This is a genomic window from Erythrobacter sp. S267 (assembly GCF_057365045.1).
On the sequence record NZ_CP200298.1, the window covers coordinates 1,467,258 to 1,480,182 of the forward strand.

Annotated in this window: 12 protein-coding genes and 1 tRNA gene; 2 read left to right on the forward strand and 11 right to left on the reverse strand. The window is 59.2% G+C overall.

The features are described from left to right. Positions 1-3 precede the first annotated feature (3 nt). The 6 genes from AC0V6X_RS06885 to AC0V6X_RS06910 all read right to left on the reverse strand — a co-directional run bounded on the left by AC0V6X_RS06885 (position 4) and on the right by AC0V6X_RS06910 (position 6,636). Positions 4-720 (reverse strand): nucleotidyltransferase family protein, encoded by a 717-nt coding sequence (locus tag AC0V6X_RS06885; protein WP_486183838.1) that lies wholly within the window; start codon positions 718-720, stop codon positions 4-6. After that, the gene (locus AC0V6X_RS06890; protein ID WP_486183839.1) at positions 717-1,700 is read right to left on the reverse strand and encodes an aminoglycoside phosphotransferase family protein; all 984 of its coding nucleotides are present in this window, start codon (positions 1,698-1,700) and stop codon (positions 717-719) included. The genes AC0V6X_RS06885 and AC0V6X_RS06890 overlap by 4 nt, the downstream gene beginning before the upstream one ends. Next, the gene (tsaE, locus tag AC0V6X_RS06895) at positions 1,697-2,152 is read right to left on the reverse strand and encodes a tRNA (adenosine(37)-N6)-threonylcarbamoyltransferase complex ATPase subunit type 1 TsaE (protein ID WP_486183840.1); all 456 of its coding nucleotides are present in this window, start codon (positions 2,150-2,152) and stop codon (positions 1,697-1,699) included. The genes AC0V6X_RS06890 and tsaE overlap by 4 nt, the downstream gene beginning before the upstream one ends. Next, a complete protein-coding gene (locus AC0V6X_RS06900; RefSeq protein ID WP_486183841.1) occupies positions 2,149-4,494 on the reverse strand; it encodes a PAS domain-containing sensor histidine kinase in 2,346 nt (781 codons plus the stop codon). Before AC0V6X_RS06900 ends, tsaE begins: the two co-directional genes overlap by 4 nt. A 115-nt stretch (positions 4,495-4,609) precedes the next feature. Beyond that, a complete protein-coding gene (ahcY, locus tag AC0V6X_RS06905) occupies positions 4,610-6,028 on the reverse strand; it encodes an adenosylhomocysteinase (protein ID WP_486183842.1) in 1,419 nt (472 codons plus the stop codon). Positions 6,029-6,141: 113 nt separating this feature from the next. Then, positions 6,142-6,636 carry an S-adenosyl-L-homocysteine hydrolase gene (locus AC0V6X_RS06910; protein ID WP_486183843.1) on the reverse strand — a complete coding sequence of 165 codons (495 nt, stop codon included), beginning with the start codon at positions 6,634-6,636 and terminating at the stop codon, positions 6,142-6,144. Between the two features lie 233 nt (positions 6,637-6,869). Here AC0V6X_RS06910 and AC0V6X_RS06915 point away from each other — a divergent pair, with 233 nt between their 5' ends. Beyond that, positions 6,870-7,349 (forward strand): redoxin family protein, encoded by a 480-nt coding sequence (locus AC0V6X_RS06915; protein ID WP_486183844.1) that lies wholly within the window; start codon positions 6,870-6,872, stop codon positions 7,347-7,349. Positions 7,350-7,663: 314 nt separating this feature from the next. After that, complete coding sequence (locus AC0V6X_RS06920; RefSeq protein WP_486183845.1) at positions 7,664-8,872, forward strand: pyrophosphate--fructose-6-phosphate 1-phosphotransferase; 1,209 nt, start codon at positions 7,664-7,666, stop codon at positions 8,870-8,872. 64 nt (positions 8,873-8,936) lie between these two features. Here AC0V6X_RS06920 and AC0V6X_RS06925 read toward each other — a convergent pair whose 3' ends face one another. The 5 genes from AC0V6X_RS06925 to AC0V6X_RS06945 all read right to left on the reverse strand — a co-directional run bounded on the left by AC0V6X_RS06925 (position 8,937) and on the right by AC0V6X_RS06945 (position 12,836). Next, positions 8,937-10,691 carry a hypothetical protein gene (locus AC0V6X_RS06925; protein ID WP_486183846.1) on the reverse strand — a complete coding sequence of 585 codons (1,755 nt, stop codon included), beginning with the start codon at positions 10,689-10,691 and terminating at the stop codon, positions 8,937-8,939. 55 nt (positions 10,692-10,746) lie between these two features. Further along, positions 10,747-11,175, reverse strand: a complete 429-nt coding sequence (locus tag AC0V6X_RS06930; RefSeq protein ID WP_486183847.1) for a PaaI family thioesterase — start codon at positions 11,173-11,175, stop codon at positions 10,747-10,749. Between the two features lie 44 nt (positions 11,176-11,219). Then, the gene (folE, locus tag AC0V6X_RS06935; protein ID WP_486185531.1) at positions 11,220-11,834 is read right to left on the reverse strand and encodes a GTP cyclohydrolase I FolE; all 615 of its coding nucleotides are present in this window, start codon (positions 11,832-11,834) and stop codon (positions 11,220-11,222) included. A gap of 441 nt (positions 11,835-12,275) precedes the next feature. Further along, positions 12,276-12,352: transfer RNA gene (locus AC0V6X_RS06940), tRNA-Arg, on the reverse strand. A 79-nt stretch (positions 12,353-12,431) separates the two neighbouring features. Beyond that, positions 12,432-12,836, reverse strand: coding sequence for an NUDIX domain-containing protein (locus AC0V6X_RS06945; RefSeq protein ID WP_486183848.1), 405 nt, complete (start codon positions 12,834-12,836; stop codon positions 12,432-12,434). Positions 12,837-12,925 lie beyond the last annotated feature (89 nt).

The window sequence follows — 12,925 nt, forward strand, 5'->3', positions numbered from 1 at the left end:
TTCTCAGCCACGTCTAAGCGCGTCTTCGGTCGGCGCTATCGCTTGCGGAGTGCCTACCTCAAACCACTGACCGGTAAAGGCAATGCCAAACAATCGCTCCTCCTCAATCGCGCGATTCCACAGAATGTTGGTCGAAAACTTGCCCTCCGGCGCGTCGCGTAAGAGGCGGTGCGAAACCAACTGGATACCGGTGTAGATGAAAGGCGCGATCCGGCCCTGCGGACGACGCTTCAGCCTGCCGACCGGGTCCATGTAGAAATCGCCCTGCCCGCTGAAATTGGCCGCCTGCGCATGGCTCACCAGCAGCAATAGCGCGTCCATCTCGTCCGGGTTCCACCGCTCGGACAGGTCGGCAAAGGCGTTGCGCGGCCCCTCAAGCCAGATGTTGTCGGCGTTGAGGCAGAAAAACGGATCGGGCAGCTTGTCCTGCGCTTTGATCAACCCGCCGCCGGTTTCCAGCAGTGCATCCCGCTCATCCGAGATCACGACCTTAGGCGATGCACGCTCCAGCACATGCGCCTCCAGCGCGTCGGCGAGATAATGGACGTTGACCACGGCCTTCGTCACTCCAGCCTCGCCCAAGCGGTCGAGCGCGTGGTCGATCAGCGGTTTGCCCGCAACGCGCACCATCGGCTTTGGCGTAGAAGCGGTGAGCGGTCGCATGCGTTTACCCATGCCCGCGGCCATGACCATGGCGGTGTCGGAGACGAGTGTGCTCAAGGGATCGTCCCTCCGCCGCTTTGCCGAAGTTCGTCAGAAATGTTCGCGGCAAACCACTGCGCCACAGGCGCAAGCGCGGGGTGCGCCAAATCGCGTTCCATCGCCGCCCAGACGCGAGAGATCATACCCAGATATTTGGGCTTCCCGTCGCGCTTGGCGAGGCGCACAAAGATGCCGACGATCTTAGCATTGCGCTGCGCACCAAGGCGGGCATAGTCGGCAAGGAAATGCTCATCTGCGCCCGCTTTACTTGTGTAGTAGGCGAGCATCTCAGCCTCCAGCGACTCCGACACATCGCGCCGTGCATCTTGTAGTAGCGAGACGAGATCATAGGCCGGATGCCCGACCAGAGCGTCCTGAAAGTCGATCAGGCCTTGGCTCGCCGGGTCGGAGCCGGGCAGCATGATATTCTCGGCATGGTAGTCGCGAAGGACGACAACGCCGGGGCTTTGGCGCGCCTCGATCGGGGCCAGAACCTGCTCCCACGCCGCATCAAAGCCCGCCACATCAAGGTCGAGGCCCATGGCGGGCGCGTACCACTCCACCAGCAGCCGCGCCTCTCGCAGATAGACCGCCATGTCGTAGGGCGCGAAAGGACCGGCGGGCTTTGTGTGGAGGTCGCAAAGGGCATCGATTGCGGTGGTGTAGGCGATGCGCTCATCTGCCGGGTGCTCATCCAGCCACTCTCGCATGCGGTCATCGCCGAAGTCTTCGGTCAGGACCCAGCCCGCTGCAGCGTCCTCGCCAAGGATAGCGGGCGCGCGCAAGCCCTGCCCGGTCAGCCAATGTGCGACATCAAGGAATGGCTTGGGATCTTCCTGTGGCGGAGGCGCATGCATCAGCATCGCTGTCGCGTCGCCATCGCGCCGAAGTCGGAAATAGCGGCGGAAGGAGGCGTCTCCGGCCAGTGGCTCAATCGCAGCCTTGCCCCAACCGGCTTTGGTGACGAATTCGCGCAGACCTTCGGGTAGTTCGCTCATGGCAGACGGTCTAACCAATCCGCCCCTGCTTTCACAGTCGCAATCCGACCTTCTTCTTGCGTTTCCAACAGGATCGAGAGGCAGCTCGCCTCATGCCCGAAACCGCCCGCATGATCGGGCCACTCAGCAATCAGGGCCGCGCCCTCGCGATATTCGTCGAGGCCGATTTCCTGCGCCTCGTCGGGATGGTTGAGCCGGTAGAAATCGGCATGCACCACAGGCAGCCGTAATGGCGGCGCGTCGTAGGTTTCGACAATGGTGAAAGTGGGCGACGGCACCTCACCGTCATAGCCAAGCGCCGACAGGATCGCGCGCGCTAGGGTGGTCTTGCCCGCGCCGAGGCTCCCTTCAAGCGCGACGACATCTCCGGGACGCAATTGCGCTGCAATCCGCGCGCCAAGCTGCGACGTTGCCGCCAAGTCAGGCAGGGGGTGATGCGTCGGATCGCTCACGGAAGCGTAACGATCGCCTGCGTGCCGACGCCTTTCTCGCTTTCCAGTTCGAGCGTCCCGTCATGCGCTTCGACCAATTGCCGGGCGAGTCGGATGCCCAAACCGCCACCGGCCGCCTCTTCTGCACCAGTTCCAAGCGTTCCTTCGGCCCGCGCCAGCTCATCAGGCGTCATCCCGCTGCCATTGTCGGCGATGATAATCCGTCCACGCCATGGGTCGCCCTCGCTCGGTTTGGGAAGGTGGATTTCGATAAGGCCGCCTCTGGGCGTCCAGGCGATAGCGTTATCGAGCAAATGGCCCAGCGCACGCTCCATCTGACGCGGGTCAGCGTCAACCACGCGGCCACGTCGCCCCTTCAGGTCAAGTCCCATACCAGCACCGATAATGGTGTTCTCCCGCTCCCGCACCAGCTTGGTCATAAAGGCGAGGAGGTCGATTTCTTCCTTTTGCGTTGGCAGCAGGCCCGCTTCACTTTGCGACAGGTCGAGGACGTTTTCGACTTGCTCGGTCAAGCGCTCGACCGAGGCAAGGATCGCCTCGACATAGTCCTGCGCCGCCGGTTCAAGCTCACCCGCAGCGCCGCTTTGCAGCAGTTCCGCAAACCCTCCGATTGAAGTGAGCGGGGTGCGGAATTCGTAGGACATATTGGCGAGGAAACGCGCCTTCACCGCATCCGCCTCCTCCAATGCCACAGCACGTTCGCGCAAGGCCTTCTCCGCCTTTTGCGAGTCGGTAATGTCGAGGACGCTCAGCAGCCCATTGCCATCGGGCAGCGGGACTCCAGCAAAGCGAAGTGTGCGGCCATCGGCGAGCGCAACCTGCCCGCCTTGCTCACGCCGGTCGAGTGTTGCTGCACGCACGACCGCGCCGATCTGCTCTGCCTGTTTCGGGTCGACGAGATTGGCCGCGATTGCCTGCAGCAGCCCTTCCGCACTTGGGTGGGTATCGAGGAACTCCGCGTCGAGCCCCCAAGTGCCGGCAAAGCTGCGGTTCCATAGCTGCATCGACCCATCAGGTGCGAAGATCGCGAGCGCTTCAAACAGGCTGTCGAGCGTCGCGGTGCGGGTGCGCAAAAGCGTGTCGCGCGTGGCAGAGAGCGCAAGTTGCTCGGTCCGGTCCTCGGCAATGATGACGAGACCGCCGTCCGGCAATGGTTGTCCGACGACGCGCAGGTGTACACCGCCCGAAAGCGGCCAGTTCTCCTCCTGCATGTCGGAGGCATCGAACCACGCCGCGTGCTCGCGTCGCCATTCAGGGAAGTCGCGAACCTCTGGCGTGCTGCCATGGTCGCGCGCCTCGGACAGGAAGCGTTCAAAGGGGATGCGCGCCTCGACCGTTTCGTTGGTGAGGCCAAACTGGCGGCGGAAAGGTCGGTTGGCAAAGCTGAGCTTCTCATCCGCGCCGAATTGCGCGACGCCAACGGAAAGCTGGTCGAGCATCGCGCGCTGGGCTTCGCGGAACGCGCGGAATTCCCGCGTGACCTGCTGTTGCTCTTCTACATCGAAGGCGTATCCCGCCACACCGTCGCGTCCTAGAGGCAGGTCGGAAACACGCACGGAGCGGCGCTTCCCGTCGATCGTCACCGCATCGATCCGCTCCGCCTCTTGCTGCTTCTCCAGCGCCTCTCCCGCTATCTGCGCAGGCGTCCGGCCATCGCGCGGCTCAAGCAGTTCGATCTGTCCTTCGATCACCGCTTCGAGGCTCTTTGCCCCCACCGCCTCAACATAGGCGCGGTTGACGAGGCGCAGTTTCAGGTCGGTGTCGCGGAACCACATCGGCATAGGCGCGGCCTCAATCAGACCGATGAGCGCGCTGAAATCCGCCTGCGCGCGGTTTGCCACATCGGTTAGCCGGGCAAGCTCCTCCTGACTGTTGGTGAAGTCGAACACCCACACGATCGCCGCGCCTCCGGGCGAGACCTGCGGGTCCGCCAAGACGCCCTCCAACGCCAACGCCCGCTTCGATCCGGGAGGGGTCAGCGAGTGGGTGAAGGGCGCCGCGCTCGTCTGCGTTACGCGCACTTTCTCCCACACCTCATCGACCTGAGCCTGCGTCAGGCCAACACCCTTTTCGCCCGCCAGCTCACTCAGGTACTGAGGCATCGCCTCCAGCCCCAGCCAGCGGGCGAGACGCTCTGGCGCTTCGATCCGACCATCGACACGAACCAGCAAGGGAATCGCAGGCGCTGCGTCCAGCAAATGCTGCATACGCTTGAGAGAAGTACGCAAAGCCGTATTACGCCGCGCCTTCGCCCCCGCGCGCAGCACCAGCACCGCCGCAGCCACCGTCCAGGCGGCTAGGACCAGCGCTATCGCGATCAGTTGAATGGGCGAAAATTCCATGGCAGTGAGCTATTGCGAGTGGGCGGCACTTGCAACGGGTTTAGACACCAAAAGCCCCCGCAAATACGAAGCTTTGCGAGGGCTCTGGCGATCAGACGCAATTGCACGCAAAAGATCAGTAGCGATAATGGTCCGGCTTGAACGGGCCAGCCGCTGGAACACCGATGTAATCGGCCTGCTTCTGAGAGAGCTTCGTCAACTCCACGCCCAGCTTTTCGAGGTGCAGCGCGGCAACCTTTTCGTCGAGATGCTTGGGTAGGACGTAGACGTCGTTCTCATACTCATCCGACTTGGTGAACAGCTCGATCTGGGCCAGCGTCTGGTTGGTGAAGCTTGCGCTCATTACGAAGCTGGGGTGGCCGGTGGCGCAGCCCAGATTCACCAGACGGCCTTTGGCAAGGATCAACAGGTTCTTGCCATCGGGCAGCGTCACCATGTCAGTGCCTTCCTTGATCTCTTTCCACTCGTAATTGTCGAGCGCAGAGATCTGGATTTCGCTGTCGAAGTGGCCAATATTGCAGACGATGGCCATGTTTTTCATGTTCTTCATGTGCTCGCCGGTGATGACGTCTTCGTTGCCGGTGGCGGTCACAAAGATGTCGGCGCGCTTGGTCGCTTCTTCCATCGAAACGACTTCGTAACCGTCCATTGCGGCTTGCAGAGCGCAGATCGGGTCGATCTCTGTGACCATTACACGCGCGCCGCCATCACGCAGCGAAGCGGCCGAGCCCTTGCCCACATCGCCGTATCCCGCAACGCATGCGACCTTACCGGCCAGCATCACGTCAGTTGCACGGCGGATCGCATCGACCAGGCTTTCTTTACAACCATACAGGTTGTCGAACTTCGACTTGGTCACGCTGTCATTCACATTGATCGCCGGGAACGGCAGCTTGCCCTGCTTGGCGATCTGGTAGAGGCGCATAACTCCCGTTGTGGTCTCTTCCGAAACGCCTTTGATGTTCTGGACGCTCTTAGTGAGGTAGCCAGGCTTCGCCTTAACGTAGGCTTTGAGCGCGCGCTGGAATTCAATCTCTTCCGCGTTGGCAGGCGCAGGCAATTCCTCACCCGCTTCGATCCGTGCGCCCCAAAGCGCAAACATGGTCGCATCGCCACCATCGTCGAGGATGATGTTAGCGGTCAGATCCGGGTCAGCGTCGGTCGACCAGTCGAAGATGCGGCCGACATAGTCCCAGTAGTCCGCCAGCGTTTCGCCCTTCACGGCGAAGACCGGAATACCCTGCGCCGCGATCGCCGCTGCTGCGTGGTCTTGCGTTGAGAAGATGTTGCAGGTCGCCCAGCGCACTTCCGCGCCCAGAGCCACAAGCGTCTCAATCAAGACAGCGGTCTGGATCGTCATATGCAGCGATCCGGTAATCCGCGCGCCTTTGAGCGGTTGGGCTTCACCATACTCTTCACGCAGCGCCATCAGGCCCGGCATCTCGGTTTCGGCAATGGCAATCTCATCGCGCCCATATTGGGCCAACGAGATGTCCTTGATGATATGCTCTTGAGTGAGCGCAGCGGTCGCCATCAGTGTCTCCATCGGGGAAGTGAAATCGTTGTGCTGCCCTCTAGCGATGTCGTCACTGACAAGCAAATATAAAGTTATCTTTATATGTGTAACTGCGCAGTCATGCGTAGGGTTCAGCTGCGGGAAAATCGCCTGGCAAACAGGTCTTGCGCCGTCCTGGACAACTGCCAGCCATCCTGACTCGTAGCGAGGCTTAGAGTGACCTGCTTAAGGTCGGAACAGCCCAGCGTCGGATGCCCATCGCCATAAGCGTTCGCCATCGCCACCCCGATCCGGTCGAGCGCGCTGCGGCTACCCTCCTCCCCATGTTGCGCGACAAGCGCCTGGGTCAGCGTCTGGTGGGCCTGTTCCAAAGTGCGGCGATGCGCGCTTGCAAACATTTCATATTCGCGCTGGAAGTCATGGGCGGTCGCGCGACACCTTAGAGACGTCACCATCAGCATAATGTTGAGCCGCTGGATGTTCTCGGCATTGTCGGCGATGGAAAGGCGATCATCGGGCACCTCCAACACATCTTCGTAGGGCAAATGCATCGCGGCGGCGGCTTGCGGCGCGGCGAGCATGGCGGCGCCGGCCAGAGCAGCGAAAGAAAGGCGGAAAGCGGTCATAGTGGCATCTCCTTGAAGGGAGTGGATGGGCACGACCAACGCCTTTCTGGCCCCGCATGATTTACCGCTTCTTCAAGCCACGCAGTAAAGCGCAATTAACGACAAAGACCCTGAGTTGCACTGCAAGCATCGCTTAATCATTGCCCCCGTCCCAGCGGGCCCTATATCGGGAAGACAAGCGCTCAATCCGCCGTATGGATGAGCGCAAGCGACACAAATTGGAGTGACGAGCGATGACGATTTCGGTGGGTGACAAACTTCCAGAAGTGAACATGGTCAAGGCAACGGCGGAAGGCCCTCAGCCGGTTTCATCAGCTGAATATTTTGCCGGCAAGAAAGTCGCGCTGTTCTCCGTTCCTGGTGCCTTCACGCCGACTTGCTCGGCCAAGCATCTGCCCGGCTTCGTTGAGAAGGCCGCGGACCTCAAAGCCAAGGGCGTCGACGAGATCGTTGGCACCGCTGTCAACGACGCCTTCGTGATGGGCGCATGGAACGCTTCCGCGGGTTCAGACGACATCACCATGCTCGCCGACGGCAATGGCGACTTTGCCGAAGCGGTTGGCCTGACCATGGACGGATCAGGCTTTGGCATGGGCAAGCGCGGCCAGCGTTTCTCGATGGTGATCGAGGATGGCACCGTAACCCAGCTCAACGTCGAAGCGCCGGGTGATTTCAAAGTGTCGAGCGCGGAGCACATGCTCGGCCAACTCTAAACCCGCGCAAAACCAAGAAACGCAAAGCCGGCGTACCCCAGCGGTGCGTCGGCTTTTTTGCGCCCTCTTCACCACCTTGCAAGAAATGCAAGTTGATGAAGTGCATCCGCAGATCGCTGTATCTAGATGCGCCTGAACCAAACGCACGAAACCCCGCCGGGATGGGCGGGGTCGTGACAAGGCAGCTATTCGATTTTGAAAGAACGGACACCGCAATAGCAGGCAGATCTCATGTAGGAAAATCCGCCTGCGCTAATGGGTCCACCCCGACTTTCCGCTAGCCCTTGCGCCTCTGGCTTGGCATCAAGCCCATCATGACGACACAAACCGTAGCCATCCTGACCGCCGGAGGTCTCGCCCCCTGCCTGTCCTCTGCGGTTGCGGGATTGATCGAGCGCTACACTGAGGTCGCGCCGGATATCCGCATCCTTGCCTATCGCAACGGCTATGCCGGGCTGCTGACCGGAGACTTTGTCGAGGCGACGCCTCAGGTTCGCGCCGATGCAAGGCGGCTGCATGCCTTTGGCGGCAGCCCCATTGGAAACAGCCGGGTCAAGCTCACCAATGTCGAGGATTGCGTCAAGCGTGGGCTGGTGCAGCCGGGCGAGGACCCGCTCGCAGTCGCGGCCGAGCAATTGCAGCGCGATGGCGTCGATATCCTCCACACAATTGGCGGCGACGATACCAACACGGCGGCTGCCGACCTCGCCGCTTTTCTCGCCAAGAAGGCGATCAAGCTCTCAGTCGTCGGTTTGCCCAAGACGATCGACAATGACGTCATCCCCATTCGCCAGTCACTCGGTGCGTTTACTGCCGCCGAGCAGGGGGCGGTCTTTGCGCGCAACATTATCGCCGAATTCTCTGCCAATCCCAACATGCTGATCGTGCACGAGGTGATGGGACGGCACTGCGGCTGGCTGACCGCGGCGACCGCTCATGCGCATCACGAATGGGTCAAAACCGCGCCCTTTGCCGAGTGGGCCGACAATGCCGCCGCGTGCTGGGATGTGCACGGTGTCTATGTGCCTGAGGCCACAATTGACATCGGCGCAGAGGCCAAGCGCCTTCGCACCACTATGCAGGCGCATGGCGGCGTGAACTTGTTCATCTCCGAAGGCGCAGGACAGGACGAGATCGTCTCTGCCATGGAGCAAGCGGGCGAAGAGGTGCCACGCGACGCCTTCGGCCACGTCAAGCTAGACAAAATCAACCCCGGCCAATGGTTCGCCGAAAGCTTCGCTGAGGAACTCGGCGCCGAAAAGGTACTGGTCCAGAAAAGCGGTTACTTCTCCCGCTCCGCCCCCGCCAACGAAGCCGACCGCAGACTTATAGAACAATGCACAAGGCTGGCCGTAGACGCAGCCATTCGCGGTGAAAGCGGCGTTGTCGGAGAAGACGAAGAGCGCGGTGACGAACTGTCCGTGATCGGTTTTGAGCGGATCAAAGGCGGCAAGGCCTTCGACACAAGGCTGCCGTGGTTTGAAGCGCTGCTCAAGGAGATTGGGCAAGCCAAGGGATCGTAAGCAACCCGGAAGAGGGCAAGCAGAGGATTTGCTTGTATTGACGAAACTCAGAAAGCTGCCGCTCCTACCGCGTAAGAAGGGTTTCCAATTGCCGATTTATGTGCGCGAACGAGTCAATGACCCCGTCAAATACGTGATCAAGAGCGCGACCGTATCCTTCATTAATTACAGCGACTTCGAAGCCTAGCTTTTCAAGAAGTGCCAATGCTTCGCCCGCATGATGAGCGTCTGCAATCCGAAGATCATTGTTGATGAACAACGGAGCAATTGCCGTGTTGCGAGTTTTCAAATCGTCTTCTTCAGGCCCCGATGCGAAGGCTTCAAAGCTCTCACCGTCACGGTTCAAGCGCTCAAGGATGTTAGTGAGCGCTTGAAGCAACCTTAGGCTAGCAAAGTCTTTCACGTGATCGCCATCATGACCAGCGTGAATAACTAGCCTTCTGAGAAATGCGTTAGGTATCTCTTGCCAAAATTCGTGAACACTTTTGCATCGCGATAGGAAGGCTTGTTCAGTCATATCCAGGGGTGCAACTTGAGCAAGCCGGCTCAGTTCAGGATAATTAAGCCAGCCATTTGCGCGCAGTTCAGCACGAGAAATCGTGACAAGATCATTCGCACCCTCTGGCTCGCCTAGATCTTGCCCAAGAGCGGATAAGAGCTCTGCCAGTCGCAAAATTTGCTCCACATAGCGTCCTGTCTTTGCGACGATGTGCTCTTCATCCTTGTCGAACTCTTTGGCCTTTTGTGGATCAATCGCATACTTATGGGCGTGGACGATTTCTCGGTCTGGCTTGGGTTTGTAGAGCTCACGCATTGGCACCCAAATCATATTTCGTCCCACTCGTACGCAACCCGTGAAACTCCATTGTCCCCTGTAAGATGGGCTGCAACGCCAAGCCTGATCGACCTTCAGCGGCACCGTCTCGTAAAAGCCGCTTTGCTCATATTTTTCTAAGAACCGATCATCCAGATACATCGGTGTGATTGCCGTTAGCGCATTGGCTCTGCCATCTGTCATCGGCCCCTCGATGCCCGGCCAAAGGAGCCCACTGGCAGTTGGCTCGGCGCAGAGTTCTGGGCCAATCGCGTGGACAATCGCCCAAACTTGAATGAGCAATCCATCCTCATGCTCGCGAATATCGAGATCATACCAGCCCTTGTCCGGCGTTATTTTCGCGTGACGCTCTCCATTCATCAGATTTCTGATTTCTGGGCAGTCTGGCAGCAAAGACTGATAGAAGAACAAGCGAATGCCATATGATCCACGCATCCAGAGATATCGTCGAAGATACTCGTTCGACATCGACCAATTCACATTGCGTTTTGAAGTGTAGTGATACTCCGTCGAGACCTCGCCGTCTGCGACGCCAAATTCCGGAAGTGTCAGATCATCATAAACGAGTTTCTGATGCTCACCACCTAGCAAGCGGGGGGTCAGCCCTAAAGCTACCATTACCTTTTCGGCGAGTTGATACCCATAGTATGATCCGTCACCTCGCGACATTACAATGTAGTCGAGGCCCGAAACAGAGATATCGAAGTCGTTTAGACCACCGGCGTGTTCTATGAAGGGATTTGAGTGATAAACCACACCGTTGCCGGTCTCATCATATTGAGCAACGTTTCCTGGCCCAGACTTTGGATCGAGTGCCAGAATCATATGAACGTATTCACGCTCAGGCCCATAAGGATCAAACTCGAACCGCGTCGTTACATCGACGCGTAACTCTGGCCTGTTTCCAACTGGTTCAAGCAGCGAACGTAGACGAGGCGGCAGAAATGCAGAGTCAATAGGGAATTCATTTAGATAGTCGATCATTGCTCAATCTATGTTTGAAATTGGAGCTTGCACCAATGGCAAGCTATCCCCCCACTCACCCCGGCAACGCATACGTAACCGTCGACTGCGCGGCGATGTTCTCCGGTTCGTCCTGCCATATCCTGACATCGACTGTCGCCAGCCTGCGTCCAAGCTTGATGATTTGTGCATCGGCGTAGAAATCGCGCGAGGCGAGCCCTCGCAGGAAGCTCATATTGAGGTTGCTTGTCACCGCCATCGGCACGATGCCGATATGGGCGAGGATCACGGCATAGGCCGCGCGGTCGGCGAAGGCCATTTGCGTGGGGCCGGAGACGATTCCGCCGGGGCGCAACATCGCCGCTTCAGCAGAGTGTCTCAGCCGCATGAAGCCGGGCTTTAACTCGGTAAAGTCGTGAAAGCTGCGATCCTGCCCCGGAAACGCCTCAACAAAGAAGTCGGCGAGCTCTTGCGGAGTGAGGACGGGTTTGAACGATTGGGCCATGCGCGATCACATGGCCCGAAATCATTGCTCGCTCAAGTGACCGCTCAGTAGCCCATCAGGCCCAGCACTTCCTTGCGGCTTGCCGGGTCTTCAAGGAAGCAGCCCATCATGCGGCTGGTGAGCATCTCAACTTCGTGCACTTTCACGCCGCGGCCGGTCATGCAGCCATGCTCTGCCTCAATCACGACAGCGACGCCGCGCGGTTCGAGATTGTTCCAGATGCACTCTGCCACCTCAGCAGTCAGGCGCTCTTGCACCTGAAGGCGGTTGGCATAGCCGTGCAGCACGCGCGCCAGCTTGGAGATGCCGACGACCTTATTGTCGGGCAGATAGGCGATATGCGCCTTGCCCGTGATCGGTGCCATGTGGTGCTCGCAATGCGACTGGAAGGGAATATCCTTCAGCAGCACGATCTCTTCATAGCCGCCAACCTCTTCGAAGATGCGGCTGAGGTGGATGGCGGGGTCTTCCTGATTGCCGCGGCAATATTCCAACCACGCACGGCCCACGCGCTTTGGCGTGTCGAGCAGGCCTTCGCGGGTCGGATCATCGCCCGCCCAGCGCAGCAAAGTGCGGATCGCGTCCTGCACGTCTTCGGGTACGTCGGGCTTGTTCAAGGGATTGTCCGGGTCAAATTCATCAGCATCATGCGGGTTCATATAATTCACAGCATTACCTCTCTGTAGCCGTTTCCGGCCTATTCCTGGCAAGCAAATGGACCCGGTGCCGGTCCGACCTACTTCCTTGTCATTGATCCCAAGGATTAAAGCGCTGCGAGTTCAATGTGTTCCCTGCGAAATTTGCAACAAACACCTATGCGGTTGCAAGGAACGGAGCGTGCAGCCTCTCTCGGCCTCCCCATGGGTAGGCATATAGGGAAGTTTTCCAGATTTTGCATCCCCTTGCGCCGGAAATTGAACCGCGCCGGAGACAGAACCAAAAAAGGGACCACCCTCTTGGGGAATCCCTTTTTTGGCGCGCCAGGAAGGATTACTCCGCCGCTGGCGCGGCTCCGTCGTCTCCGCTGCGCTCCGACTCCGAAGTTCGCCTCCTCCCTATGACCCACCAAAAAAGCCCACACCTTGCGGTATGGGCTTTTTTGGCGCGCCAGGAAGGATTCGAACCTCCGGCCGCCTGATTCGTAGTCAGGTACTCTATCCAGCTGAGCTACTGGCGCGCATTGGAGGGCGGCTATTAAGCGGGTGAGAGCGGCTTGGCAATCCCCTGCGTGCCCTGTTTTGCGACTTTCGGTGCGATCACGCGAAAAGCTGGGCGGCTAACTTCGAATCAAGCGGCGGTTTGTCGAGCGATGCGATTCTTTCCTGCGCGAACCAATCAACCGCGCCGCCTTCCAACGCCTGCGGCTGCCCCACCCAATCGCTGATTCTGTAAAGCAGGATGACAATCGGCTGAGCGCCCTCTCGCCCGGTCTCTTCGGCGAAGGCGACGGGCTCACACGCCTCCTCTCGCACCGTGATCCCTAACTCCTCGTGCAATTCTCTTATCAAAGCTTTGACTGGAATTTCAGCATGTTCGACCTTGCCACCCGGAAACTCCCATAGTCCGCCATGCATCTTTCCATAGGGCCTGCGATGCATAAGCCAATCATCACCTGGCCCCTTCAAAGCACCCGCCACCACCCAGATCGGCTCACCACTCATGTCGGAATATTTTCCATCTCGATGCGTCTTCTCAACCTTTTCTTAACGTGGCCACGCGATTTTCATGGCTGTCAGTAACGTACACACGG

What these genes read in the sequence shown, in the direction of transcription:
- AC0V6X_RS06890 (WP_486183839.1), bottom strand. Translation starts at nt 1,700, where the DNA reads ATGAGCGAACTACCCGAAGGTCTGCGCGAATTCGTCACCAAAGCCGGT.
- AC0V6X_RS06900 (WP_486183841.1), bottom strand. Translation starts at nt 4,494, where the DNA reads ATGGAATTTTCGCCCATTCAACTGATCGCGATAGCGCTGGTCCTAGCC.
- ahcY (WP_486183842.1), bottom strand. Translation starts at nt 6,028, where the DNA reads ATGGCGACCGCTGCGCTCACTCAAGAGCATATCATCAAGGACATCTCG.
- AC0V6X_RS06910 (WP_486183843.1), bottom strand. Translation starts at nt 6,636, where the DNA reads ATGACCGCTTTCCGCCTTTCTTTCGCTGCTCTGGCCGGCGCCGCCATG.
- AC0V6X_RS06915 (WP_486183844.1), top strand. Translation starts at nt 6,870, where the DNA reads ATGACGATTTCGGTGGGTGACAAACTTCCAGAAGTGAACATGGTCAAG.
- AC0V6X_RS06920 (WP_486183845.1), top strand. Translation starts at nt 7,664, where the DNA reads ATGACGACACAAACCGTAGCCATCCTGACCGCCGGAGGTCTCGCCCCC.
- AC0V6X_RS06925 (WP_486183846.1), bottom strand. Translation starts at nt 10,691, where the DNA reads ATGATCGACTATCTAAATGAATTCCCTATTGACTCTGCATTTCTGCCG.
- AC0V6X_RS06930 (WP_486183847.1), bottom strand. Translation starts at nt 11,175, where the DNA reads ATGGCCCAATCGTTCAAACCCGTCCTCACTCCGCAAGAGCTCGCCGAC.
- folE (WP_486185531.1), bottom strand. Translation starts at nt 11,834, where the DNA reads ATGAACCCGCATGATGCTGATGAATTTGACCCGGACAATCCCTTGAAC.
- AC0V6X_RS06945 (WP_486183848.1), bottom strand. Translation starts at nt 12,836, where the DNA reads ATGAGTGGTGAGCCGATCTGGGTGGTGGCGGGTGCTTTGAAGGGGCCA.